The sequence below is a fragment of the Nocardiopsis nanhaiensis genome, assembly GCF_054778635.1.
The window spans coordinates 1-25,861 of sequence record NZ_BAAGZJ010000071.1 but is presented as its reverse complement, the minus strand read 5'-3'; the positions used below and the strand labels follow the sequence as shown (position 1 = coordinate 25,861).

At 71.1% G+C, this 25,861-nt stretch carries 20 protein-coding genes and 1 pseudogene; 9 read left to right on the top strand and 12 right to left on the bottom strand.

The features are described 5' to 3' along the window. Positions 1-88: 88 nt before the first annotated feature. Positions 89-2,428: a DUF6351 family protein gene (locus ACYVD1_RS26420; RefSeq protein WP_460777183.1), complete on the top strand. Its 2,340-nt coding sequence runs from the start codon at positions 89-91 to the stop codon at positions 2,426-2,428. A gap of 12 nt (positions 2,429-2,440) precedes the next feature. Here ACYVD1_RS26420 and ACYVD1_RS26415 read toward each other — a convergent pair whose 3' ends face one another. Next, complete coding sequence (locus ACYVD1_RS26415; RefSeq protein WP_460777182.1) at positions 2,441-3,001, bottom strand: helix-turn-helix domain-containing protein; 561 nt, start codon at positions 2,999-3,001, stop codon at positions 2,441-2,443. Between the two features lie 84 nt (positions 3,002-3,085). On the opposite strand from ACYVD1_RS26415, the gene ACYVD1_RS26410 reads away from it, so the two are divergent. Beyond that, a complete protein-coding gene (locus ACYVD1_RS26410; RefSeq protein ID WP_460777181.1) occupies positions 3,086-4,429 on the top strand; it encodes an MFS transporter in 1,344 nt (447 codons plus the stop codon). 121 nt (positions 4,430-4,550) lie between these two features. After that, positions 4,551-5,345, top strand: a complete 795-nt coding sequence (locus ACYVD1_RS26405) for an aminoglycoside phosphotransferase/kinase family protein (RefSeq protein WP_460777198.1) — start codon at positions 4,551-4,553, stop codon at positions 5,343-5,345. 33 nt (positions 5,346-5,378) lie between these two features. Here ACYVD1_RS26405 and ACYVD1_RS26400 read toward each other — a convergent pair whose 3' ends face one another. Continuing rightward, on the bottom strand, positions 5,379-6,080 hold the full coding sequence (locus ACYVD1_RS26400; protein WP_460777180.1) for a class I SAM-dependent DNA methyltransferase: 702 nt from the start codon (positions 6,078-6,080) through the stop codon (positions 5,379-5,381). A gap of 465 nt (positions 6,081-6,545) precedes the next feature. Here ACYVD1_RS26400 and erm point away from each other — a divergent pair, with 465 nt between their 5' ends. Then, positions 6,546-7,520, top strand: coding sequence for an ErmE/ErmH/ErmO/ErmR family 23S rRNA (adenine(2058)-N(6))-methyltransferase (gene erm, locus ACYVD1_RS26395; protein WP_460777179.1), 975 nt, complete (start codon positions 6,546-6,548; stop codon positions 7,518-7,520). A 134-nt stretch (positions 7,521-7,654) separates the two neighbouring features. Continuing rightward, positions 7,655-8,176, top strand: coding sequence for a hypothetical protein (locus ACYVD1_RS26390; RefSeq protein WP_460777178.1), 522 nt, complete (start codon positions 7,655-7,657; stop codon positions 8,174-8,176). A 43-nt stretch (positions 8,177-8,219) separates the two neighbouring features. On the opposite strand, the gene treZ is transcribed toward ACYVD1_RS26390, so the two are convergent. Genes treZ through treY form a run of 3 tightly spaced genes read right to left on the bottom strand, consistent with a single transcriptional unit; the run spans position 8,220 to position 13,358 of the window. Continuing rightward, entirely contained in the window at positions 8,220-10,010 is a 1,791-nt protein-coding gene (gene treZ / locus ACYVD1_RS26385) for a malto-oligosyltrehalose trehalohydrolase (protein ID WP_460777177.1), read from the bottom strand. Between the two features lie 59 nt (positions 10,011-10,069). Further along, a complete protein-coding gene (locus ACYVD1_RS26380; RefSeq protein ID WP_460777176.1) occupies positions 10,070-10,948 on the bottom strand; it encodes a putative RNA methyltransferase in 879 nt (292 codons plus the stop codon). 31 nt (positions 10,949-10,979) lie between these two features. Continuing rightward, complete coding sequence (gene treY / locus ACYVD1_RS26375) at positions 10,980-13,358, bottom strand: malto-oligosyltrehalose synthase (protein ID WP_460777175.1); 2,379 nt, start codon at positions 13,356-13,358, stop codon at positions 10,980-10,982. 312 nt (positions 13,359-13,670) lie between these two features. On the opposite strand from treY, the gene pstS reads away from it, so the two are divergent. Then, positions 13,671-14,822, top strand: coding sequence for a phosphate ABC transporter substrate-binding protein PstS (gene pstS / locus ACYVD1_RS26370; RefSeq protein WP_460777197.1), 1,152 nt, complete (start codon positions 13,671-13,673; stop codon positions 14,820-14,822). Positions 14,823-15,011: 189 nt separating this feature from the next. Here pstS and ACYVD1_RS26365 read toward each other — a convergent pair whose 3' ends face one another. From ACYVD1_RS26365 to ACYVD1_RS26335, 7 genes are all read right to left on the bottom strand, one after another. Next, positions 15,012-16,676, bottom strand: coding sequence for a glycosyltransferase family 2 protein (locus ACYVD1_RS26365; RefSeq protein WP_460777174.1), 1,665 nt, complete (start codon positions 16,674-16,676; stop codon positions 15,012-15,014). A gap of 180 nt (positions 16,677-16,856) precedes the next feature. Further along, positions 16,857-17,030, bottom strand: a complete 174-nt coding sequence (locus ACYVD1_RS26360; protein ID WP_460777173.1) for a hypothetical protein — start codon at positions 17,028-17,030, stop codon at positions 16,857-16,859. 71 nt (positions 17,031-17,101) lie between these two features. Then, positions 17,102-17,539 carry a MerR family transcriptional regulator gene (locus ACYVD1_RS26355; protein ID WP_460777172.1) on the bottom strand — a complete coding sequence of 146 codons (438 nt, stop codon included), beginning with the start codon at positions 17,537-17,539 and terminating at the stop codon, positions 17,102-17,104. Continuing rightward, on the bottom strand, positions 17,536-17,898 hold the full coding sequence (locus ACYVD1_RS26350) for a hypothetical protein (RefSeq protein WP_460777171.1): 363 nt from the start codon (positions 17,896-17,898) through the stop codon (positions 17,536-17,538). The genes ACYVD1_RS26355 and ACYVD1_RS26350 overlap by 4 nt, the downstream gene beginning before the upstream one ends. 320 nt (positions 17,899-18,218) lie before the next feature. Further along, entirely contained in the window at positions 18,219-19,226 is a 1,008-nt protein-coding gene (locus ACYVD1_RS26345) for a C40 family peptidase (protein ID WP_460777170.1), read from the bottom strand. Positions 19,227-19,702: 476 nt separating this feature from the next. After that, positions 19,703-21,616, bottom strand: a complete 1,914-nt coding sequence (locus ACYVD1_RS26340) for a S9 family peptidase (protein WP_460777169.1) — start codon at positions 21,614-21,616, stop codon at positions 19,703-19,705. Between the two features lie 182 nt (positions 21,617-21,798). Next, positions 21,799-22,260, bottom strand: coding sequence for an Rv3235 family protein (locus tag ACYVD1_RS26335; protein ID WP_460777168.1), 462 nt, complete (start codon positions 22,258-22,260; stop codon positions 21,799-21,801). 155 nt (positions 22,261-22,415) lie between these two features. On the opposite strand from ACYVD1_RS26335, the gene ACYVD1_RS26330 reads away from it, so the two are divergent. The 3 genes and pseudogenes from ACYVD1_RS26330 to ACYVD1_RS26320 all read left to right on the top strand — a co-directional run. After that, positions 22,416-23,225 carry a glycerophosphodiester phosphodiesterase gene (locus ACYVD1_RS26330; RefSeq protein WP_460777167.1) on the top strand — a complete coding sequence of 270 codons (810 nt, stop codon included), beginning with the start codon at positions 22,416-22,418 and terminating at the stop codon, positions 23,223-23,225. Positions 23,226-23,232: 7 nt separating this feature from the next. Beyond that, on the top strand, positions 23,233-24,630 hold the full coding sequence (locus ACYVD1_RS26325; protein ID WP_460777166.1) for an MFS transporter: 1,398 nt from the start codon (positions 23,233-23,235) through the stop codon (positions 24,628-24,630). Positions 24,631-24,749: 119 nt separating this feature from the next. Further along, positions 24,750-25,861, top strand: a pseudogene (locus ACYVD1_RS26320) (ATP-dependent helicase); the annotation flags it as partial.

The window sequence follows — 25,861 nt, the reverse complement described above, 5'->3', positions numbered from 1 at the left end:
GTATCGGTGGCGGCATGGGAGTGCAAAGCCCGTCTCATAGCCGGTGTGTCCCCAGCTCCTGCTTTGGTCGCGCGGAGACCATCACCCCGTGCGACAGCGGTCACAACTGCCACCAAAGCCCCAAGTCCACGACAAGTACGGGCGCGCCCGCGCGCTCCGGGAGTTCCCGGCACTCCGGGGATTCCGGGAGTACCTGGTGAACCGCCTGTGGGGCCGCGTGTCCCTGGGGTTCGGCGCCTCCGCGACCGCCGTCCTCTTCACCGTCTCCGGCACCCCCCTGCTCGACCAGGCCTCGGCGGTGTCCCTGCCCCCTTCGGCCGCTCCGGTACAGCCCGTCACCGATGAGCTTCCCGGCGAGCTGCGGGTCCGTGTGCTCTCCGCACGCCCGGACACGGTCATGGACGGAACCGTCCTGGTGCGGGTGGAGGTGCCGCGCACTGTCGAACCCCACCGGGTCCGGTTGGCGGCGGACGGCACGGACGTCACCGACCGATTGCGCCCCGTCCACCTGCCCGGCGGCGGTAACGCGTTGGAGGGCCTGGTCCCGGACCTGCCCGAGGGGCAGACCGCCCTGGCCGCCTCGGCCGAGGGGGCCGAGGCCCCGGAAGAAGCCCGCACGGTGGTCACCAACCACCCGATCACGGGCCCGGTGTTCGCGGGCCCGCACCAGGACCCGTTCGTGTGCGGGACCGAGGACTTCGAACTGGCTTGGGGCGGGCACCTGGGTGCCCCGTTGGACGACGACTGCTCGGTGGAGACCGTGGTGGGGTACGTGTACCGCACCACCGACGGGGAGTTCGCCCCGCTGCCCGAGGGCGACCGGCTGCCCGCCGACGTCGCGTACACGACCACCGCGTCCGGCGACGAGGTCCCGTACACGGTACGGGTGGAGACGGGCACGGCCAACCGGTCCGTGTATGAGACGGCCGTCCTGCACGACCCGCGCGAGGACGCACCGGATCCGTGGACCCCGCCCGAGGGCTGGAACCACCGCCTCGTGTACAAGTTCGGTGGCGGGTGCCCGGGCGGCTGGTACATCCAGGGGAGCGACACCGCCGGGGTCGTGGACCACGGCATGCTCTCGGAGGGGTACGCGGTGGCCTCCGCCTCGTTGAACGTGTTCGGCAACAACTGCGACGACCTCCTGGCCGCCGAGACCATGAGCGCGGTCAAGGAGCGGTTCGCCCTCACCTACGGGGTGCCTGAGCACACGCTGGGCTGGGGCAACTCCGGCGGCGCGTACCAGGGGCACCAGATCGGCGACAACTATCCGGGGCTGCTCGACGGGATGGTGGTCTCGCAGAGCTACCCCGACGTCGGGTTCGCGACCGCGCCCGCCGTCACCGACGCCCTGCTCCTGCAGTCCTACGCCGAGGAGCACCCCGGGAGCCTGACCCGGGAGCAGCAGCGCGCCGTGTCCGGCTTCGGGTCCTGGGAGGGTATCGGGGCCATGGCGGGGGCCGCGTCCCGGATCGATCCCCAGGGCGAGTGTCCCGACGAGCTGCCCGCCGCCGAGCGCTACCACCCCGAGGACAACCCCGACGGGGCCCGCTGCGACATGTACTCGCACGCCGCGAACGTCTACGGGACCCACCCGGACACCGGTCTGGTGCGTCGTCCGTTGGACAACGTGGGGATCCAGTACGGGCTATCGTCCCTGGTGGAAGGGGACATCGACGTGGACGAGTTCCTGCACCTGAACGAGCACGTGGGCGGTTTCGACCAGGACGGCGGCGTGGTGCCCGAACGCACGGTGGGCGATCAAGCAGCCGTCCGTGCGGCCTACGACAGCGGGCGCCTGCTGCACGGGGGCGGCGGCCTCGCCGACATCCCGATCGTGGACCACCGTCCCTACCAGGACGACGCGGAGGGCGGCGACATCCACATGCGCTACCACTCGTTCTCCACGCGCGAGCGGCTGATGGCCGCCAACGGGTCCGCCGACAACCAGGTGATGCTGGTGGAGGACCACTACGGCGGGGTGTTCTCCGCCGACCAGCCGGTGGCCGGCCGGGCCCTGACCGAACTGGACGCCTGGGTGACCGCGGCCGACGAGCTCTCCCGCACCCGCCCCGGTGCCGACCCGGCCGACTACCTGGAGCGGAGCCGTCCGGAGTGGCTGACGGACTCCTGCTGGATCGGCGACGAACGGGTGGCGGCGGAACAGCTCCCGCTACCGGGAGGGCAGGGCGACCGGTGCGCCGACGAGTTCCCCACGCACGGTTCCCCCAGGACCGCGGCGGGCGGCCCGTTGGCCTCCGACATCGTCAAGTGCCGCCTGACCCCGTTCGACGCGCGGGAGCACCCGGCGGAGTTCGACGAGGAGCAGACCGAACTCGCTGAGGAGGTGTTCGCCGACGGGGTGTGCGACTGGTCGGAGCCGGGGCTGGGGCAGGGTCCGCCGAAGGGCCCGTGGCAGTCGTTCTGATCCTGCGGTGGGTTACTCGCCCGTTCGGTGCAAGATGATGGCGCCGCCGTAGGCGGGCCGGTCCAGGCGCTGGTCGTCGGTGGCCATGTACTCGTCGATGACCGCGAGGAGGCGCTGGTCGAGCTCGTCGAGTTCCTCGTCGTTCAGGTGCAGGACGAACCGGGCGTAGGTGCGCACCGAGTCGGCCCCCGCTTCGGCGAGTTCCTCTTGGAAGGCGGTGACCGGTGCGATGCGCTCCTCCCCCGTCATGTCCTGCAAGGGGCCGTCCAGCCACCAGCTCTCACCGGTGGCGCGGTAGGGCTTCTCCAGGGCACCGCCGGTGCCGGTGCGCACCGGGGCGGCGACGAGCAGTCCAGCGCCGACCAAATGGCGGACATGATAGAGCACCGTGCCCGGGGTGGTGTCGAGCCGGTCGGCCAGTTCCTTGTTGGTGAGCTCCCGGGCCAGGCACAGGCGCAGGATGCGCAGGCGCAGCGGGTGACTCAGGGCCTTGGCCTCCTTTGCCGTGGCCGGACGCCTGCGGCGCGGCGCCGGGCTCGGGGGCTGGGGCGGGTCAGGGTCCGGTTCTGCCATGCGTGCAGCGTAACCGATCCGCACCGATCCATTGATCTTTCTGAATCGATTGAGTTTTGTCGATCGATCTGGCAGTCTCAACCCATGGCCGAAGACGAGGTGCCACCACCCCGGTGCGTGGCAGAGCGGGGCACCAGCGGTCTGGGCGCACCCTTCTGGTCCCTGTTGACCGCCTCCGGGGGATCCAACCTCGCCGACGGCGTCTTGAAGGTCGCGCTGCCCTTGGTGGCGCTGCGCTTCACCGACTCCCCCGCCCTCATCTCGGGGATCCTGGTGGCGCTGAGCCTGCCGTGGCTATTCTTCGCGCTGCCCGCCGGGGCGCTGGCCGACCGGGTGGACCGAAGGCTGGCCATGCTCGGCGCCAACGTGATGCGCGGCAGCTTGGCTGCGCTCCTGACCCTGTCCGTCGCCTTCGACTTCGGGTCGGTCTGGTTGCTCTACGCGGTGGCCTTTCTCATCGGTATGACCGAGACCGTCTACGACACCTCGGCGCAGTCGATCCTGCCGCAGCTGGTGCCCCGCGACCGCCTCTCCCGGGCCAATGGGCGCCTGTTCGCGGTGGAGCTGAGCAGCCAGGAGTTCGTCGGCCCGACCTTGGGCAGCGCCCTGGTGGCGGTGAGTGTGGGCCTGGCCTTCGTGACCCCGGCGGCCCTGTGGTTCGCGGCCGTGGGTGCGCTGTTACTGGTGCGCGGCCGCTACAAGGTGGCCCGCACCGGACCGCCGACCAGCATGCGTGCCGACATCGCCGAAGGGGTGCGGTTCCTCTGGCGGCACCGGCTCCTGCGCACCTTCGCCCTCATGGTCGGCGTCTCCAACTTCGCCTTCTCCGCGCTCTTCGGGGTGGTGGCGCTCTTCGTCGTGGGGTCCGGCTCCCCCATGGGCCTCACCGAAGCGGCCTTCGGCCTCCTGTTCGCGATGGTCGCCGTGGGCAGCGTGGTCGGGGCGTTCGCCACCGCGTGGTTCGAGCGGGTGCTCGGCCGTACCCGGTCGCTGTGGCTGAGCGTCGTCCTGTTCTGCGTGATACTGGTGGCTCCTGGGCTGACCACCGATGTCTGGCTGGTCGGTCTGGGCTTCGTCCTCGGTGGACTCGGGGTCACCATGTGGAACGTGATCACCGTGTCCCTGAGGCAGCGCATGGCCCCGGGCGCGCTGTTGGGGAGGGTCAACAGCGTCTACCGGCTGTTCGCGTGGGGGACCCGTCCCCTGGGCGCCGCGGCCGGTGGTCTGCTCGCCGAGTTCATCGGCCTCCAGCCGATGTTCCTCTGCATGGCCCTGCTGGTGCTCACCCTGGTGATCCCCCTGCTGCGGATCGACGACGCGGCCATCGAAACCGCGGAGCAGGCCGCCTTGGAGCTGGCGGAGAGGAAGAGCGCTGAGGGGCTCGGGGACAGCGGGAACGGAGAGACCGGTCCGCGGGACCAGAGGTGACCCACCGAGGTCCGGAAACCCGGTGGACGCCCCGGCCGCCCCGGGTGAACATGGGAGCGTGGCACACTTCGACCCCTCCCCCACTGCCCCATCCGGAGACACCACCCCATCCGAAGACGACATGGAAGTCCTGGAGGGCGGAAACGTCTCCGCCCAGGTCCTGCGGATCGGCCGGACCGTGCGCAAGCCCTGGACCCGTTCCTCCCCCGCTGTGACGTCCCTCCTGCGCTACCTCCACCTGCGCGGTTTCTCGGGTTCCCCCGTCTCCTACGGCGAGCGCCCCGCGGGCCATCAGCGGCTGGCCCACGCACCCGGCACCATGGCCGACCGGATGCCGCCGATGACCGCCGCCGAACTGCGCAGGCTGGGTTCGATGATCCGGCGACTGCACGACCTCACCGCCGGATACCGGTCCCAGGAGGGCGCGGTGTGGGAATCAGTGTTCCCGCCCGAGGAACCCGAGGTCATCTGCCACTACGACCTCGCCCCCTGGAACCTGGTCCGCGACCCCCAGGGCAGCCAGGAGGCCTTCGACGCCAGTGGGACGCGCCTGCCGGAGCTGTGGACGTTCATCGACTGGGACGGCGCCGCACCGGGCACCCGGATGGGGGACCTGGGCTACGCCGCGCACGGTTTCGTGCCGCTGCATGAGGGCGGCGGCCCCGAGACCGCGGGCGAAAGGCTGCGGGCGCTGGCCGACGGCTACGGCTGTGACGCCGACCAGCGCCTCGAACTCCCCGGGGCCGCCCTGCTGCGGGTGCGCGCCATGTTCGAACTCCTGGAAGAAGGGGGGCGGACCGGCCAGCAACCCTGGGCCCGCCTGCACTCCGAGGGGCACGCCGACCACTGGGGTGCGGCCGCCGACTACATCCAGCGGCACCAGGGCCTGTGGACACGGATGCTCACCGCGCCCTGATCGGGATACGGGCGGGCCCGGGCGCGGGTTCGGTCAGGCGGGCTTGGTCCACACGAACGCGGCCGAGATCGGGTAGCCGCGGAAGCGTTCCCACTTGGGTTTGGCCGCCACCCAGCCGTCGTCCACGACCGCCTCGTTCAGCTCCGCCAACCGCCATCCGCTGCCGAGGGCGGCGCGCACGTGGTCACCGAGCAGGTGCACGTGGGTGGTGATCGCGATCTCCTCGCCTGACGCGTCGGTGAAGTGGGTGGGCATGCCGGAGGCCATGATGAACTGCGGGTGGTAGGCGACCAGCACGCAGCGCCCGCCCGGTTTGGTGAGCCGCCAGGCCTCCGCGTAGAAGGGCGCGAGGTCGGGCAGGTGCTCGTCGATGAGCGAGGCGATGACCAGGTCGTAGGTGTTGCCGGGCAGACCGGTCGCGCGGACGTCGCCTTGGGCGAGAGTGTCGTGGGCGCCGCGTTTCTCGGCGAGGGCGAGCATCCCGGCGCTGAGGTCCACGCCGTCCACGTGCGCCGTCCCCTGTTCCCGGAGCCAGGCCCCGGTGCGCCCGGTGCCGCACCCCAGGTCGGCGACGCGGCGGGCCTCGGACCAGTCCGGTGCGGTAAGTCCGTTGAGCAGGTCGAGGTCCATGGCGTCCAGGACCGAGTCCTCGTAGGTGCTGGACCAGCCGTCGTAGCCGGTGGCCACGTCGACGGTCCGGTAGTGGCGGGTGTCGAAGTCGGAGAAGTCTGGCATGGACGCGAGTATCGCGTGGTCAGGCCGGGCCACGCGACCGGTTTTCGGTGGCGCGCGGTGAGTGTGAAGCGGGTCCGTGACGCGCACGGGGCGCCCGGAAAACCCGTTGCCCGGAGGAGTGCCGCCCCTCTACCGTGAGCGCCATGGCAGCTTTCCACGCGATCATCCAGGGCCGGTTCGCCTGGCCCGTGACCGCTGAAACCTTCGCACGCCTCCGGTCCGCGCAGCTGGACCGGTAGCCGGGCCCCTCAGAGCGCACCGCCGTTCCCGTACCTGCGGGTGCGACGTCGGCGGTGCCAGGGGGCTCCCTTCACGCGTATCGGTCCAGGTTCCGCCGACGTCCTCATTCCTTCCGGACGGGCAACCACGGACCTTCCTCTGTGGCGCGCACCCTCGCGGTGCCGCGCCCCCTCGTGCTGCCCGTCCGCGTCCGCCGCCCCGCACGGGCGGCAGAACGGACCACTCGTGGCACGCAACCCACGCGAGAACAGCGGCACCGGCCCCCGGCACGGCGCGAACCCCCACGCCAAGAAGCAGGGCACCAGCCCCCGCGACAACAAGCACCCGAACGCCCGACGCCCACGCGCCGACAAGCCACACGCCAAGCATCAGCGTGGCGGCGAACCCCGCGGGAAGTCCCGACGTGCGAAAACCCGAAGCGGGGAGGAGCGGCGGTCCGGCAACCGGCGCCGCCTCTCCCAGAACTTCCTCGCCGACCCCGCCACCGCCCGCTGGGTGGTACGGGTGGCCGGGGTGGGCCCCAAGGACCTAGTGGTGGAGGTGGGCTCCGGGGACGGCGCCATCACCCGTTTCCTCTCCCCCGCCGCCCGCAGCGTGATCGCCCACGAACTCGACCCGCAGCTGGCCGCGCGGCTCTCCGACCGCTACCGGGACCCGGCCCGGGGTGTGCGGGTGGTGCGCGGTGACTTCACCCGGTCATCCGCGCCCCGGGAACCGTTCGCGGTCGTCGGCAACATCCCGTACTCGCGGACCGCCGACATCGTCCGGTGGTGCCTGAAGGCTCCCAGCCTCACCTCCGCCACGCTCGTCACCCAGCTGGAGTACGCGCGCAAACGCACCGGCGCCTACGGCCGGTGGAGCCGGTTGACCGTACTCACCTGGCCCCAGTGGTCGTGGCGGCTGGCCGGGCGGATCAGCCGGGACCGCTTCCGTCCCGCGCCCCGGGTGGACGCCGGGCTGCTGGTGCTGACCCGACGGGCCGAGCCCCTGGTGCCTCAGGAGCAGACGGGTGAGTACCGGCGCATGGTCGAAATCGGTTTCACCGGGGTGGGCGGTTCGCTCGCGGCGTCGCTGCGGCGGGAGTACCCGGCCCGGAAGGTGGCTGCGGCCCTGCGGAAGGCGGGGATCGCCCCGAGCGCTCCGGTGGGTGTGGTGACGCCCGAGCAGTGGGTGGGTGTACTTCGAGTGCTGGCCGGATGAGGCCCCGACAAGACCCGAGAAAGCCGCTAAACCTCACTTAACGTGGGGTTATGCGACGAATCATCCCATACGCACTAGCACTACCGATCGCTCTCGCGGCGGCCGGGTGTGGTTCCTCGGCACAGGAGATGTCCATGGAGGACCCACCGGCCGTCGACGAGACGGCCACCGACGCGGGATCCGAATCGATCGGCCCGCCCGAGGACACGACGGACGAGCCCGCGCCCGAAGCAGAAGACGGAGAACCAGCCGAGCCCGAAGGGGACGGGGACGGTCACGAGTACGCCTTCGGTGAGGGCGCCGCCTTCGCGCACCCGGTGGGCGCCTACGAGCACGAGTTCCAGGACGGGGTCGAGGAGGACGTCGTCTACACGGTGGACGACGTCACCCTCGATGCGGCGGGTCAGGCGGTCTTCACCCTGACCATCGAGGTGCCCCAGCTGGAGAGGGTCTTCGGGCTGGCCAACCTCGACATGCAGTGCTCCTACGAAGACGGGGCGACGCACCCGGCCGACTCCGACGCCCCGGTCACCGAGGCCGAGGCCGGCACGCACAGCATGGAGCTGTCCTGCGACGCGCCGGAGGCACCCGGCACCATGACGGTGTCCATGGTCAACGGCGAGGACGAGGCCGACTTCAGCGGCCCCGTCGGCTAGAACCGGCCCGAGCCCCGGCCGTCGGACCACGCTCTCCGACGGCTCAGACCCGCAGCACAGCGAAGAACTCGCCCGGCACCACCACCGCGATGCCGCCGACCCGGGGGTAACCGTTGGCGAGCAGCAGCTCCCGAGGGGCGGCGTCCAGTTTGACCTCGACCTCCTCGGCGCCCAGGTTGCAGACCAGGCGCAGGGAGCCGCGGGAGAGCACGATCAACCGCCCGTCGCTGCTGGCGGTGACCGCGAAACGGTCCAGCCGCGGATCGGAGAGCTCCGGTTCGGACCGGCGCAGGGCGATCAGGGACCGGTAGGTGTCCAGGACCAGCTGGCGGGGTTCGTGCTCCGCCTCCGACCAGTCCAGGACCGCGCCGTCGCGGGTGGCCGGATCCATGGGGTCGGGGATGTCCTCCTCCGCCCAGCCCAGCCCCTCGAACTCGCGCCGACGGCCGCGGCGCACCCCGTCGGCCAGGGCCGGGTCGGTGAAGGAGGCGAAGAACGGCCACGGTGTGGTCGCGCCCCACTCCTCACCCATGAAGATCATGGGTGTGTACGGAGAGCAGAGGACAAGCGCGGCACCGCAGGTGAGCAGACCCGGTGAGACGTATTCGCCCATGCGGTCGCCCCGGGCCCGGTTGCCGATCTGGTCGTGGGTGCTGAGATAGCCGAGGAAGCGGCTGCCCGGGACGCGTGCGGTGTCGACGGGGGCCCCGTGCCGCCTACCCCGGAAGCTGGACCGGTTCCCGTCGTGCCGGAAGACGCGCCGCAGCACGTCGGGGAGCACCTCCGGCCCTTCGAAGTCCGCGTAGTAGCCGTGGGTCTCACCGGTCAGGGCCACGTGCAGGGCGTGGTGGAGATCGTCGGACCACTGCGCGGTCATTCCCAGACCGCCCGCCTCTCGGGGCAGGACGGTGCGGGCATCGTTGCGGTCGGACTCGGCGATCAGGGGGAGGGGGCGGCCGAGTCCGGTGGCCAGGGCGTCGACCTCCGCGGAGAGTTCGGCGAGGATCGGGACCGCACGGTCGTCGTGCAGGGCGTGCACGGCGTCCAGGCGCAGCCCGTCAAGGTGGAAGTGGCGCAACCAGTCCAGGGCACCCTCGACGACCAGGTCGCGGACGGGGTCCGAGTCCGGCCCGTCCAGGTTGAGGGACGGCCCCCAGGCGTTCTCGCCGGAGAAGTAGGGGCCGAAGCGCGGCAGGTAGGCGCCGGACGGGCCGAGGTGGTTGTACACCACGTCCAGGAGGACGGCCAGCCCGCGGCGGTGGCAGGCGTCGACGAACCCCTTGAGTGCGTCGGGCCCGCCATAGGGTTCGTGGACGGCGGACCACAGGACACCGTCGTAGCCCCAGCCGTGGGTGCCGTCGAAGGCGTTGAGGGGCATCAGCTCGACGTGGGTGACACCGAGGTCGACCAGGTGGCCGAGACGGTCGACGGCGGCGGTGAGCGTGCCTTCGGAGGTAAAGGTACCGACGTGGAGCTCGTAGATCACGGCCCCGGCGAGAGGGCGGCCCGTCCAGTCGCCATCGGCCCACATGTGCGCGTCGTGGTCGTAGACACGGCTGGGCGCGTGGACCCCGTCCGGCTGCCGGAGGGAGCGCGGGTCGGGCAGGAGCCGGTCGTCGTCGTCCAAGAGGTAGGCGTAGTCCGAACCGGGTCCGGCCCCGTCCACCTGCGCGTGCCACCAGCCGTCGGCGATGGTGTCGGCCTGCATGGGATGGTCGAAGCCGTCGACCCGTACACGAACCCACCGGGCGTGGGGAGCCCAGACAGAGAAGTCGCCGAGAACCCCCCGCCCAGGGGAGGCGGCCAGAGTCGGTTCCGTGGGCAGTTCGTTCACGCAGGACTGCCTACCCACCGGGGGCGATCGCCACGCGGGGCAGGGTGGCCGGGCCCGCTCTAGAGCAGCGTCGGCCGGTAGAGGCCCACGCGGACCGACGCGGTGGTGGTGAAGGGCTCCGGGAGTTTCGACACCCGGGCTGCCAGGTCCTCCGGGGTGATGTGGCGGGCGCTGGGGCCCATGCCCACGACGGTGTGCACGTCGTCGTGCGACAGATCCATGGTGAAGCCCAGCTCTTGGGTGCCTTCGCGGGTGAAGTGGTCTCCCAGGCTGTCGGCGAGCCGCTCGTCCTTGCGGGGGTCGACCTCCAGCAGCCCGAGCGCGGTGCGCGGTTCGGCGAGGTGGTCGGCGGCGGGTGTGACCACCAGGAGCATGCCGTTGGCCTTGAGTACGCGGTGGAACTCGGCGGCGTTGCGTGGCGCGAACACGTTGAGAAGAGCGTCGGCAGTGCCGTCGGCGAGGGGCAGGGTGCGCCAGGAGTCGCAGGTGACGGCTCCGCCGCGCGGGTGGGACCTGGCTGCTTTCCGGGCGGCGAACTTGGAGACGTCGGTGGTCAGGCCGACGGTTTCGGGGAGGCTTTCCAGGACCTGGGTGAGGTAGTGCCCAGTACCGCCGCCGACGTCGACGACCACCCCTTGGGAGGCAGCTGGCTCTTTCGAGAGCTGTGCGGCCAGTGCCTGACCGATGGGGTCGTAGTGGCCCTTCTCCTGGAAGCGCAAGCGGGCGGCGACCATGTCCTTGCTGTCACCGGTTCCCGGCGGGGTCGCTCCGGTGAGGAGCCCGGCGTAGCCCTCACGGGCGACGTTGAAGCTGTGGCCGGAGGCGCAGAGCAGCCCGCGGGGGTCCCGTTCGAGGGGCTGGCCGCAGACGGGGCAGGTCAGGACCGCCGCGACGGAGTTGGGCATGCGCAGGGCGGGACCGGAGTGGGTGTTCATCATGATCGCGGCCAGCTTACCGGCGCACCGGTGTTCACCGCCGCACCAGGACCGCCACCGGGTAGGTGTCCAGGACTTCGGAGAGGCGGGCGGTGGTGAGGCCGTCCATGCGTTCCGGCGCGAGCGTCCGGCCGGTGAGGTGGTCGGTCCACTCCCCCGGGCCGGAGGGCAGCGGGAGGACCGTGTCGCCCCAGCCTCCGGCGTCGGACAGGGTCAGCGGCAGCCGGGTCGCGACCACCGCCAGGGCCGGTCGGCGGGAGCCCCGGGTGGTGCGGGTGAAGGCCAGTGCGTGCTCGGCGGACGGGCCCTCGGCGGTCAGCGGCAGGTAGCCGTCCGGCCGTAGTTCGCCCCGGATGCGCAGACAGGTGCGGACCAGGTGGAGTTTGGCAGCCCCGGTGTCGTCGACCGGGGGTTTCCAGCCGGTTTCGAGGCGGGAGAGGAGTTCGGTGCGCCTCTGGTGGTCGACGGGCCTGCGGTTGTCCGGGTCGACCAGGGACAGGTCCCAGAGCTCCGTGCCCTGGTAGATGTCGGGCACCCCTGGGCCGAGGAGCTGGACGGCCTTCTGCGCCAGGGAGTTGCTCCACCCCGCCGCGCGCACCGTGTCGACCAGGGCTTCGACGTCGGCGCGCAGTTCTCCTTGGATCTGGGCGGGCCAGGCGCGGATCCGGTCCTCGAAGTCGGTGTCCTGGGCGGTCCAGGAGGTTCCGAGGCGGGCTTCGCGGGCCGCCTTGAGGAGGTACTCGACGAGGCGTTCGTCGCTGACGGGCCAGGCACCGACCAGGGTCTGCCAGCCGAGGAGGTCGAGGGAGGGCTCGGGCAGCGGCGCCTGCCGCGTCCAGCGGCGCACGGCCTCGGCGAAGTCCGAGGGGACCTCGGAGAGGGCGGCCAGGCGGGCCCGCACGTCCTCGGAACGTTTGGTGTCGTGCGTGGTCAGCGTGGTCATGGTGTGGGGTTCGGCGGCTTCGCGGCGAAGGTTGGCTTCGTGGAAGGCGGTCACATCCACGCCGAACCGCGCGGGGTCGCCGCCGACCTCGTTCAGGGCGGCGAAGCGGGTACCCCTGTAGAACGCCGTGTTCTCGGTGCCCATGGCCACGACCATGGCGCTGGTCTGTTGGACGCGGTGGGCGAGCTCGCCGTGGGGGTCCTCGCGGACGGCCCGGTCGAGGGTCTTCAGGACGGGTTCGAGGTCGGGTCGGCGCGCGGCGGCCGCGTGTACGGCGCGGGCCCAGGCGGGTTCGGCTTCGGGCAGGTAGGAGCGGTAGACGTCGAAGGACGTGAGGAGTTCGGCGACGGCCTCTTCCCGGCGGGTCGCGGAGCGCCGGTCCCCCTCGCCGCCGGGGTCCGGGACCAGGGCGGCGATGCGGCATACCTCGGCGCGCAGGAGGTCGGCGGCGGCGCGGGCGCGGGCTTGGTGGTCGATCGCGCCGACGTCGGTGGCCACTCCGTGTTCGGCGGCCAGTGCGGTGAGGACGGGTTCCGCGTCGGGGTCGACGAACACGCCGCAGATCTGGCGGAGGGCGTCGTACCCGGTGGTGCCGGCTACCGGCCAGGAGCGGGGCAGCGTCTCTCCGGGGGCGAGGATCTTCTCGACGACGATCCATCCGTGGAAGCGTTCGGCCAGGCGGCGCAGGTAGCCGCCGGGGTCGCTGAGTCCGTCGACGTGGTCCACCCGGAGCCCGTCGGCTCTGCCGTCGGCGGCCCAGCGGAGGATCTCGGCGTGGGCGGCGTCGAAGACCCCGGGTTCCTCCACCCGGACGGCGGCGAGGTGGTCGACGTCGAAGAAGCGCCGGTAGTTGAGTTCGCTGTCGCCGCGCCGCCAGGAGACGAGTCGGTAGTGCTGGCGTGCGTGCACGGTCGCCGCGCTGTCGCCCGGTTCGTGGGTGCCGACGGCCAGAGGGAAACGCTGGTCGAAGTAGACGAGGTGGCCGTCGGCGAGGGTGAGGTCGTCCAGGGCGGCGCGGCCGCCGTCGCCGTGGTCCCCGAGGACGGGCACCAGGATCGGTCCGGAGTCGAAGTCCACGTCGAAGCAGCGCGCGTACACCGAGTCACGTCCGCGCGCCAGAACGTCCCACCACCACGGGTTGGCGTCGGGCCGGGCCACGGACATGTGGTTGGGCACGATGTCGACGACCACGCCCATGCCGAGAGCGTGGGCCCGGTCGGCGAGTTCGCGGTGCGCCCGTTCACCGCCCAGGGCTTCGGAGACCCGTGTGGGATCCACCACGTCGTAGCCGTGGTCGGAACCGGGGGTGGCGGTGAGGATGGGTGACAGGTAGACGGCGCCCGCCCCCAGCCGGTGCAGGTGGTCGAGCAGCGCGGTCGCGTCGGCCAGGGTGAAACCGGGCCTCAGCTGCAGTCGGTAGGTGGACGTCGGTGTGGCGGGGACGTTCCGGGGCGCACTGTGCGGACTCATTACTGGGGATCACTGCCCTTCGGTCCGGCGTGTCATGCACGCCTGCACGCACTCCCCCGGAGATTGCCCGGAAGCTCCCTCCCTGCCACCTTTCACCGGTGGAAAACTCCTCGTTCACCTGCTGTCCACCCGGAGTCCCCCGAGCCGCCACGGACTCGTCCGGTTCCGCACGCACCCGCGTTGGGACAGGTGGCCCCGAAATGATTAAATTCTTCGGCGGTGTTCCATTACCAGCGACAACGCGCCGAGGACCGGCTGCGAGCGGTGATGACAATAAGGACCACCGACACCGACGAAGGGGATAGAGGCAGCGTGCTCCCGTCCAATAAGCGCACCCGCACCCAGGACCGCACCCGCCGCGGCTCCCGCGCCTACCGGGGCGCCGCCTCGGCCGCGTTGGCCGGACTGCTGCTGGCGACCACCGCCTGCGGCAGCGACGACGCCGTCGAGGGGGCCGCCCCGGCCGTCCCCGACGATCTGGAGTGCTTCTCGGGGAGTCTGCACGGGTCCGGGTCCAGCGCCCAGGAGAACGCGATGACGACGTGGATCGCGGGCTACCAGTCGGCCTGCGAGGACGCGCGCGTCTACTACGACTCGATCGGGTCGGGTGGCGGCCGCAACCAGTTCATCGACGGGGCGGTGACGTTCGCCGGTACGGATGCTCCGATGGACCCGGAGGAGAACGTCGACGCCCTGGAGCGCTGCGGCGAGTCCGACACCATCAACCTGCCCGGATACGTGGTGGCCATCGCCGTGGTGTTCAACCTGGAGGGGATCGACTCGATCAACCTGAGACCGGACACGGTGGCGCGGATCTTCAACCAGGACATCACGCACTGGGACGACCCGGAGATCGCGGAGGACAACCCCGACCTCGACCTGCCGAATCTGGCGATCACCCAGGTGAACAGGGCCGACGACTCCGGCACGACGGAGAACTTCACGCACTATCTGTCCGAGGCGGCCCCCGACTCCTGGCCGCACGAGGCCGACGGCCAGTGGCCGATCACCCCGCGTGAGTCGGCACAGGGCAACAGCGGTATCGCCGACACGGTCTCGCGGGCCGACGGCGCCATCGGGTACGTGGAGATGTCCCACCTGCACGGTCTGCCGACCGCCGACATCGGTGTGGGCGACGATTTCGTCGAGATCTCGCCGGAAGCGGCCGCCAAGGTCGTGGCCGAATCCCCGCGCCGCGAGGACAACACCAGCGAGTACGACCTGGCGCTGGACCTGGACTTCGGCACCACCGAGCCGGGCAGCTACCCGCTGGTCCTGGTGGCCTACGAGACGGTGTGCCTGGACTACCCGGACGAGAACGAGGCCGAGCGGGTCAAGGCGTTCCTGAAGTACGTGGTGAGCGAGGAGGGCCAGCAGGAGGCCTCCGACGAGACCGACTCGACCCCGGTCGACGACTCCCTGCGTGCCGACCTGCTGGAGTCGATCGACGCGATCGGTTCCTGATCCGTTCCCGGCGAGGACGAGTGCCCGCCGGGGCCAGGGGTTGCGGGCGTGCCACGGTCGTGGCACGCCCGTTGCGCGTTCCGGAACCGGTCGGGACCGGTCAGAGCGGTTGTCGCCGGTCAGGACGGGGCGGCCTCTGACGGGCCGTGGTCTCCGGTCGAAACAGCGGCCATCGGACCGTCGCCGTGATCAATCGTCGGGGCCGGGCATATCCCGGCCGGAGGCGCGGCAGGCCCGGGACCAGAGGGAACGCAGCCGCGCTCGGAGGCCGCGGCGCCGCGTCCGGTCCGGGAACGCGTCCGGCTCGGGTTCACCGTCCCCCTCACCATCCTCCTCGCCGTCCCTTGCACCGCCGTCCTGGAGGCCGTTCTCCTCCCGCGGGTGTTCGGTGTCCCGGCTTCGGTCGGGGCCCTGTTCCCGAGGGGCCGGGCGCGGCGGGGGCGGCCGGTACTGGGTGAGGTCGGTGAGGGTGTCCTCGCCGCCGTGGATGCGGTAGCGGCCGTGCACTTCGGCGACCACGTCGGCCAGGTCCTCGTCCTCTCCGCACACGCGCATGGCACGGGCCAGGGCACGGGTGCGCCACAGCCTCACCCCGGCGTCGCGAGTGGGTGAGGCGGCGGGGAAGAGTTCGGTGAGCCCGGCGCGGGCCCGTTCCGTGCTGGCCAGGAGGCGGGACAGGGCGACCTCGCCGAGCCCCCAGGCGACGGGGAGCTGGAGGAGGAAGGGCGAGGGGAAGCCGGTCTTGGGCACGCTGGAGGAGAAGCTGAGCCGGGGTTCGCGCAGGTAGTTGGCCTGGACGAGGCGCAGGTCCAGGTGGGGTCCGTCCATCCCGCCGGGGGCGGCCTCGGCGCACTCCCAGTCGGCGACCAGGGTCACGGCCAGGTCGGTCTCGGTACTGGCGAGGAGCCGGTCCACGCATGCGCGCACGAGGTGGTAGGGGGCTCCGTCCACGTCCACGACGGCGTGGACCAGCGGGGTCCGGCGGCGCGGTTCCGGAACGCGTTCGCGGTAGGCGTGCGGGTGCGGCATGAGTTCGGCGAGGACCTCTGTGCGGAAGCGTTCCGAGGGCAGGCGGGTGCGGGCTGTGGAGGCCGCGCCCACGTGCCAGGCGGTGGCCGTGCGTTCGGGGACCAGGACCGCCCCGGCCTGCCACAGCCGGTAGCCGAACTCGGTGTCCTGGCCGAGATCGAGGTCGGGGTCGACTCCGCCCGCCGCCTCGTAGAGAGTGCGCCGGACGGCCGCCGCGGCGCCCACGTGTGCGTGGAAGCCCAGGTGGTCGGCGTCGCGCAGGTGATCGGTCTGGTCGAGGAGGTGTTCGACCCATCCGTGGCGGCTACCCGTGTCCAGTTCCCGGTGCAGGTTGCCCGAGCGGGCCGCGGAGAGCACGTCCGCGGGGCCTTGGGGTTCGGCGTCGGTGAAGCGGATGCGGCCGAGGGTGACGCATTCGGCGTGGGTGTGGTGCCAGCGGGCCTGGGCCTCGACGAACTCGGGGCAGGCGACCATGTCGGCGTCCATCCAGAGCAGGATGTCGCCGGTGCTGGCGTGGGCACCGTAGGCGCGGGCGTAACCGGCACCCCAGCCGCCGTCGGGCGCGGCCACCACGCGGCACCGTTCCGGGCGCTGGTCGGGCAGACGGAGCGGTGGTGAGGAGTGGTCGTCGACGACCACGACGTCGAGGAGGTGTGCCGGGTAGGTCTGGACGGAGAGGGAGCCCAGGGTGAGGTCGAGGCGGTCCTGTCCACCCCGGGCGGGGATGACGACGCTGACGCTGAGTTCCGGTGCCCAGCAGCCGGTCGCGGGTGGTGTCAGCGCACTCCAGTCGTTGCGGTAGACGCGGGTGGTGACGCGTTCCACCCGGCCTCGGTGCGACACCCCATCAACATGGGACCCTACGTGCTTATTCAGTGACACACAGTCACTATAGCGGGGTTTGCCTACACAGCGTGAGATCTTCTGCCCCGATGTGTCACATCACCGCGGCTGCCCGGATATCCGGAACACCCGGATCCGTCCCCGCCTCGGCGGGGACCGGGGTCAGCTCCGCAGGCCGGAGTCGGACTTCAGCATCCGGACCCCGAGGAAGATGACACCGACGACCAGACCGATCATGACGACCCACACCAGCAGGCCGATGATCACGGACAGCAGCCAGAAAACGACGATCACGGCCGCGATAGCCGCGGCGACCTTGAGAAGTAGACGACCCATGGGCCGTAGGATACGCGGCTACCTGCGCCGGTGAAACCCCGGCCCAGTCTCCACCGTGCCCCGGCGTTCGGTCACTCCGGTTCCCGGTGCACCAGTTCGGCGAACGGCAGCGGGCAGTCAGCGCAGGTGCAGCGGTCCAAACTGTCGCAGCGGGCGGCCACCACCTGGGCAAGGGACCGGCGAATGGTCATCAGGTCCGCGACCCGGGCGTCGATCTCCTCGATCTTGGCGCGCGCATGCGCCTGCAGGTCGGGGGTGGGATGGCCGGGCCGACCAGCGCTGATCAGGTGGGCAATGTCGGCCAGGCTGAAGCCGAGCCGCTGGGCCGCTTTGATGACCTTCACCTGCGTGACGGTCGACTCCGGGTAGAGGCGGTGCCCGCCGAGGCTGCGCTCGGGCTCGGCGATCAGGCCTCGGCGCTCGTAGTAGCGGAGCGTCTGGATGTTGACCCCCGCCAGCTCCGCCACCTGACCGGTGCGGAGCTGTGCCGGGGCCGCCGTGCCCGTCATGGCATCCCGGCCGCTTCGCCGACGCGCGCGTACAGGGCGTCCAAGACCCCGGTTTGGTGTGGTGGCACCGCCACCTCCAACACCAGGTTTCCCGCGGCGATGACCAGGTCGAAAGTGAAGAACGAGCAGCAACCGTTCTCCCGGGCGGAGAGCTCGGCGGCCCGAGCCGCGATATCGGGACGATGCTCCAGCCCTAGGCGCAACCTCTCGGGCCCGGGCCGATCGACCGTGCGTACGGCCTGGCCGAACAGCGCGTCGAACTCGGCGACGCGCAGCGGCCGCTCGGCCGTGGGCAGGGTGCAGGCAGAGGGGACCCAGTCGGCGGACTCGGTGCTGTCAGTGTGCTCGTGGTCGCTCATATCTCGACGGTAAGCCTGTACCCGGGTGCGGGATGCAAGCCCTGGCGAAGGATTTTTCTCGCTCGATTTCACAAGGCGGACCGCGGGCCACACGAAAGGGAGCCGGGAACGGTGTTCGCACACCGGCCCCGGCTACCCTCGTGCCTGCTCTCGCCCTAGGGCATGTTCGGCGGACACATACCCTGCTGCGCGTCGCCCCAGCGGCACTGTCACGGCGTTCTCATAAGTCGACAGCCAAACCCGGGCTGACTCCTTCTTCGGCCTTGTGCCAGCACCACTGGATACGCCGCTCGCGACGGGCAGCACCCACCGAACACGCCCTAGCCCGGGCGGACCGCGCCGGTGAAGACGCTGTCCCAGTAGGAGGCCAGGTCGATCTCCTCCAGCGGCTTGGCCGGGTTGGAGCCGTGGATCATGTTGCCGTTTCCGGAGTAGATGCCCACGTGGCTCGGGGACGACTCGCTGTAGAAGAAGAGCAGGTCACCCGGCTCGAGCTGGTCACGGGAGACCGGGGTTCCGGCGTTGACCTGGTCGTAGGTGGTGCGGGGCAGGCTCACGCCCGCCTCGGCCCAGGCGGCCTGGGTCAGGCCGGAGCAGTCGAAGCCGTCCGGTCCGGTACCACCCCAGACGTAGGGCTTGCCGATCTGGTCACGGGCGAAGTCCAGGACGGCCTGGACGTCACCGGAGACGGCGGCGTCCCCGCCGGAGGAACCGCCGTCGTTCGAGGCCTGATTGGCCTCGCCGGCGGTCGGGTCGACCCCGCCGAGCTCCTCGAGGACCTCGGCCTGCTCGTCCAGGGCGCTCTCGCCCTGGGTCATGGCGGCCTCGGCTGCCTCCAGGGCCTCGGCCGCGGTCTCCTCGGAGGCTTCGGCGGCGCCGTGTAGCTCCTCGGCGTGCTCGACGTCGCTCACGTAATCGGAGAGCACCGTCTGCTGCCTCTCCGAGAGGTAGTTCAGGTCGGCGATGTTATTCAGCGCGCTGTCGGCGTCGCCGCCGATCAGGACATCCATGGGGTTGTGCGTGGCGCCCCGGTAGACGCTCTGCACGATCACGGAGATCTGACCGGACACGGAGTCCAGGTCCTCCTGCGCGTCCTCCAGCTGCTCCTCGAGGTCCTCGAGCTGGGCCTCGGCCGCGGCCTGGTCTTCCTCCGCGTCGTTGTAGGCGGCATTCAGGACAGAGAGCTCCTCCTCGAGCTCTTCGTAGCGTTCACGCGCCTCGGACTCCGAGGGCTCAGCCAGCGCCACACCGGAGGAGAGCACCACGGCGCCGAGGGCGACGAAGCCGACCGTCGCGAGGCGACGTCGGGGTTCGGAGTTGCGAGTCAAAGCACCGACTGCCTTTCTCCCACACCCGTTTACCGGCACATGGGCATCCCGAAGGCACGCCGAGGGACGGCGTGGGGACACGTGTTCAGGGGATCCGGCGGCGGCGAGAAGGGCCGCAAGGAGTCGCCGGGCGTTGTGACGGCCTCTGCTCCTGGGAAAAGGACAGCTGTTGAGCAGAGTGCAACGGAAAGTCAGACGCTGTCACCCTGGTGGTGACGAACTGGGACGTTCCGACCTGGGGGGAACACTAGGTCATCACTCGGACTGAACGCGACCCGTTCGTTACCTTCGCTTGGGCAACCCACCTGACCTGCACTGGACGCGTCGAGCGCGGGAAGCCCGCTGTGGGCGCGGGTGAGGGCCCATTCTTCCCGAGGAGTGCACGCCAAAACCCGACCAAGCGCCGAGTTGACCGTGATGCGTATCACAGTGAAACAGGGAAGGGGCCGGGCTGGGTGCGCGCCCGACCCCGGACATCACAAGTGGCGGTCCCACCAGTCCAAGACCGCATCGAACCGGGACACCCGGTGGCTGGGCAGGCCCGAGCGCGTCAACTCGTGCCCCTCACCCGGGAACACCAGCATCTCGGTCTCGTGCCCGCGCCGTTTGAGCGCCACGTACAGGCGCTGGGCCTGTTCAAGCGGGCAGCGCCAGTCCTGCTCGGAGTGGATGATCAGGAAGGGCTTGTCGATCTGGTCCGCGTACGTGAGCGGGCTCTCCTTGGGCCAGGTCTCCGGGGGACCGTACAGCGGCCCCGGGAAGAAGGCCCCGATGTCGGAGGAGCCGTGCATGCTCTCGATCGCGTTGACCGCGCGCTCGCTGATCGCGCCCCGGAAGCGCTCCCCGTGGTGGGCCGCGATCCACGTGGTCATGAACCCGCCGTGCGAGCCGCCCATGACACCCACCCTGGAGGCGTCCAGGCGCTCGTCCTCGAGTGCCTGGTCCAGGAAGGCCAGCAGGTCGGTCGCGGTGACAGCGCCCACCGAACCGATGACCGCCCGCCCGTGCTCCTGGCCGTAGCCGGAGGAGCCGCGCGGGTTGCAGTACACCACCGCGTACCCGGCAGCGGCGTAGACCTGGGTCTCGTCGAAGAGCTGCCAGCCGTACTGGGCGAAGGGACCCCCGTGGATCATCAGCAGGACCGGGTGCGGCCCCTCGCCCTCGGGCACCGCCACCCACCCGTGGACCGGGTGGCCCTCGGCGGTGTGCGCCGTCAGCTCGGTCACCGGAACCGGGTCCAGGGACTCGCTGGTGAAGGAGGTCAGGGCCCGGGTGCCGTCCTGGGTGAGGACGTAGAGCTCGCCGCTGTCCCGCTCGCCCGCGGCCACCGCCACGGTCACGCCGTTGGCGTGGTCGAAACCCTGGACCTCGACGTGCCCGCCCAGCAGGGTGGAGAGCTCGCCCTCGGGGGTGACCCGGTAGAGCTCGACCGCCCCGCGGTTCTCGCCCGCGACCAGCACACCCTGTTCGGTGGCCTGCGTACTCGCGGTCATGCGCGGGTCCTCGGTGCCGGTGAGACGCCGGGGAGCGGCGGAACCGTCGAAGGGCACCGACCACAGTCCGCTGACCCTGCCCACGAAGTCGCCGCCGTCGGGGCCCAGGTCGTCGGCGACGAAGTACACCGTGGCGCCGTCCTCGGACAGGCTCACGGCGCGCCCACCCAGGCCGCCCCGGGTGATTCTGCGCGGTCGGGCCCCGGCCTCCGGGGCACACGTCCACACGTCCTGGATCAGGTCGGTGTCGCGGGTCTCGTGCAGTGCGCCGTCGAACACCAGGCCGGTGCCGTCCGGTGTCCACAGGGGACGGCCGTGGTCCCGGTCGCCTTCGGTGACCCGGATCGGTTCGGGCGGCTCCCCCTCGCCGGTCTCCCCCGTCGGGTCGATCGGGGCACTCACGAAGATGTGCTGGGGCCGGTCGACGGTGAAGCCGATGTTGTCGATTCGGTACTTGAAGGTGGTGATCCGGCGCGGCGGCTCCTTGTCCGGTGCGCCCCCCACGTAGCGTCCGTCCTCCGGCACGCGCGCGTTGTAGGCCAACCGGGTCGAGTCGGGGCTCCAGGTGAACTGGCCCGTGCCCAAGGGGTGGTCGGTGATCTTCCACGGCTCGCCGCCGTCGACGGGCAGCACGTGGATCTGGGGGCGCTTGTCCTCGTCGGGCCGGAGGAAGGCGATCCACCGGCCGTCGGGAGAGAAGGCGGGGGCACCGTCCCGGCTTCCCCGGGTGAGTTGTCTGGGCCTCTCGGCGCCGTCGGTGGGCACGCTCCACAGGGAGCCTAGGTAGGCGTCCTCCTTCAGGTCCGGCCGGGTCACGGCGAAGACCGCTCGGCCACCGTCCGGGGACAGTGACGGTGCGCTGAGACTGTGCAGGTAAGCGATGTCAGCGGGTTTCATGCTCAGGTGGCGGCCGTGCTCAGGGGTGCACGGTCCGCCTCCTCCTTCCCATTGGGTGCTGGGAATACATCTAGCCGGAGAGGTCCCGGTCAGAGGGTGATCCCACCGGGACTCTATCGACGCGATAAAGGGCAAATCCAGCCTTACTGGGCCTTTCGGTCAGCGGGTCGGTGCTCCGACCCTCATCGCCTCTGATCGGTCTCCAGGCGGGTGCAGACCCAGCGCCCCTCCTCCCTGCGGAGCCGGAAGGCGAACACCCGCGTACGCCGGTCGCAGTCGATCACGGCACTGGCCTCCACCGCGCCCGTCCCGAGCGGCTGGTGGAACACCCGGGCCAAGCGGGGCGCCAACGCGCAGCTCACCGTTCCCCGGAGGCGGCGCAGCTCCTCCCGGACCGGAACCGTCACGTGGTGGCGAAGGACCTCCGGGGCCCGTCGGCCCACGAGGACCTCGGCCATCTGCTGGGCCAGCCGGTGCACGTCACCGGGGGTGCGGTGCCCCGCCAGGACCGGCGCCCCGCACCGGCCCACGGACATACCGCGGCGCGGGGTCCGCGCCGGGGTCCGCGCCGGCCGCCAGGCGGCGGACGGCGCACGGTTGCAGAGAGCACGCTGGCAGGGGAGGCCGTCGGGGGTGTGCGACATGAACAGATCCCTTCCGAGGGGGAGACGAAACCCTTCCCCCTACAAGGAGCCGTGAGTAGGGCACTCGTGACACCTGGAATGCCAGCTTTTTCGCCTATCCAACACGGCGTGCCGCAGACGAGCGGCCGCCGCGCCACAACCGGCATACTGCAGACGTGACACACGCGTACCTTTCCTCCCCCGTGCCCGTCGCCCTCGCCCACAGGGGCGGGTGGCTCACCGATGACAGGGGCGTGCGGCGCACTGAGCTGGAGAACACCGCAGTGGCCTTCCAACACGCCGTCGACCTCGGCTTCACGTACCTGGAGACGGACGTGCACGCCACCAGCGACGGCGTGCTCATGGCCTTCCACGACGACACCCTGGACCGCACCACCGACCGGGTCGGTGCCATCTCCGCTCTGCCCCACCGCGAGGTCGCCCGAGCCCGGGTCGCGGGCAAGGAACCGGTGCCCGCTTTGGAGGACCTGCTCGGCTCCTGGCCCGGAGCCCGGTTCAACATCGACCTGAAGTCGGACGGCGCCGTCCTGCCCCTGCTGGACGTGCTCCGCCGCACGGGCGCCTGGGACCGGGTGTGCGTGGGCTCCTTCGACCAAGACCGCCTCAATCGGGCCCGCCACCTCTTCGGCCCCCGTGTGGCGACCTCCTGCGGACCGGTGGACGTGGCCCGGCTCCGGCTGGCGTCCCTGTCCCCGCTGCTGCGCCCGGCCGCCAGCCGCGTCCCGGTCTGCGCCCAGATCCCGCTGAGCCACAACGGCTTCCCCCTGCTCAGCCGGGACGTGATCCGCACCGCGCACCGGCTCGGCATGCAGGTCCACGTGTGGACGATCAACACGCCCGAGGTGATGGAGCGGCTGCTCGACGCGGGTGTGGACGGGATCGTCACGGACAACACGACCGCACTGCGCGAGCTCCTGGTCAGGCGCGGCCGCTGGAACCCCGGCAACCCCACCCGGAACGGATAACCCCTCCATGTCCACCACCCCCTCTGCCCCGGCGGCGGACAACTCACCGTCGCCCGACCCCAAGCAGCGCAGGCGCGAACAGCGCGGCTGGTACACCTACGACTGGGCCAACCAGGTGTTCATCACCTCGGTGGTCACGGTCCTCATCGGCCCCTACCTGTCGGGGTTGGCCTGCGCGGAGGCGGGAGCGGGCGACGACTGCTCCCAACCGGGCCTGCTCCTCTACCCGCTCGGGGTCGAGTGGTTCAGCGTGCACCCGAACTCGCTGCATCCCTTGGTGACCACCGTTGCGGGGATCCTTCTGCTGGTACTGCTGCCCGTCGTGGGGGCACTGGCCGACCACACCCAGTACAAGAAGCGGTGGCTGTTCTGGCTGGCCGCCATCGGATCGCTGTGCGTGAGTTCGCTGTACTTCACCAGCGACTACCAGGTCGCGGCACTGCTGTTCATCGTGGGCAACACGTTCTACGGGATGTCCCTGGTGGTGTTCAACGCCTTCCTGCCGGAGATCGCGACCTCCGAGGAACGCAACCGCGTCTCGGTGACCGGGTGGTCGATGGCCTATCTGGGCGGGGGGATCCTGCTCGCCGCACACCTGGGTCTGCTGGCCTTCGCTGGGGACCTGGGTGTGGCGGAGGACCACGCGGTGCGCATCGCCTTCGCCTCGGTGGGCGTGTGGTGGCTGGGGTTCTCCGTCATCGGCATCCGGCTGCTGCGCAACCGGTACGGCAAACTCGCCGCCGGGCCAGGGGCTCCCAAACTGGGGTCCTCACTCAAGCAGTACTTGCGCACTCTGGGCGAGATGCGGCGCTTCCCCAACACGCTGAAGTTCCTGATCGCGTTCGTTCTGTTCAACAACGGCATCCAGGCCGTCATCTACTTCGCGGGCAGCTTCGCGAGCCAGGATCTGGGACTGCCGCTGGAGGTGCTGAGCGGCACCATCCTGCTCATCCAGTTCGTCGCCTTCGCCGGCGCCCTGATCATGGGTTGGATCGGCCGCCGATTCGGCACCAAGAACACCGTTCTCGCCGGCCTGGTCGCCTGGTGCTTCCTGGTCACGGCCGGCTACTACCTGCCCCCGAACGACCCGCTGCTGTTCTTCCTGTTGGGCGCCGGCATCGGGCTGGTTCTGGGCGGCACGCAGTCGCTGGCGCGGGCGCTGTACTCACTGCTCATCCCGCGCGGGCGCGAGGCCGAGTACTTCAGCCTCTTCCAGCTGGCCGACCGCGGATCGGTCCTGCTGGGTGCCGCCTCGATCACCCTGGTCGTCAACCTGACCGGCGGGTTCCGCACCGCCATCTTCTCCCTGGTGGTGTTCTTCATCGTCGGCGGCCTGCTGCTGTGGTGGACCAACCTCAAAGAGGGCATCGAAGCGGTCGGCAACGAGGTACCCGGCAACCTGTGACGCCGCCCTCGGCCCCTTTCCCGGTCCGCGCGTGACGCAACGTCGTCGGTCCCGGCGATACTTGGGGCCGACGACGTTGGCAGGCGGTACCACGGGGGTATGGGTTGGCGGGCGCTACGGTGCGGGTTCTGCACGGTGTGTGGTCAAGGGACACGCTGCTGCTCTGGGGCGAGGGGGAACCGGGTGTTCCCGACGGGGACGCGCGACGCTCCCCTGGGGCGCACCCCTTCGGCACGGGGGTCGCGGAACTGCGTGAGGCGGTGGCCGAAGCCGGGCTCGACCCGGACACGGCCCACACCACCGATCTGGTGCTGTCGCTGCCCAGTACTGCCACGCCGGACGGCGACGCCCCGGCGCCGTCCGGCTCCACCGACCCCTCCCCCGCGGCGTTCCTGCCCTGGCGGGTCACGGCCCTGGAACTGTCCTCGGCCGAGGCCGACACGCTCCTGGGGGCGCTCGACCAGCTGCCCTGCGGGGTCGGCCCCGCCCTGACCCACCTACGCGCGGTCCACGCCTTCGCCGAACACCTGGTGCGTGCGGGCGGTGTCCTCCCCGACCTGGTGGGATCGCCCCCGCAAGCGCGCTGGCGGCCCGCGCCGCTGGACCGCGCCGAGGAGCACCTGGCGGCGCTCACCGACGCCCTGCCGCCGTCGGCCTCCGCCCACCTGCACGTGCCGGGCCGGGGCGGCTCAGCGCGCGACGGAGCGGCGCGGGAAGGGGCAGCACGGGAAGAGGTGGCGCGGACCTGTGTGCTGGCTCCACTGGAACTGCTCACCGACGCCGCCGCCCGTCGGATGGCCGTGGTCCGGGCCCGAGCAGACGACTCGGCCGCATACGCCTCCGAAGACACCCCCGTGCCCGCCCCCGAGCAGGCACCTGCCGCGCGGCTGGCGGCCGCGCTCACCGGGCACCGCACCCGCGTCGACGAGGACACGGCGCGAACACTGCACGGGCCCCTGCGCGCATGGCGTTCCCGGGTGCGCGGCGGCGGCCGGGCCCAGCTGCTGTTCGTGCTCCGCGAGCCCGAGCACGAGGGCGCCCAGGGCGGTCCCCGCCCCTGGACCCTGGAGTTCTGGGTGCGCTCCACCGCCGACCCCGGGCTGCGCCTGCCCCTGGAACAGGTGTGGTTGGGCGAGGGTGCGGCCTGGCTGCCCGAGAACGTCGGCTCCACCGCCCTGGCCGACCTGCGCCGTGCCGCCCGCCACCTGCCCGCGCTCCACCGGGCGCTGCG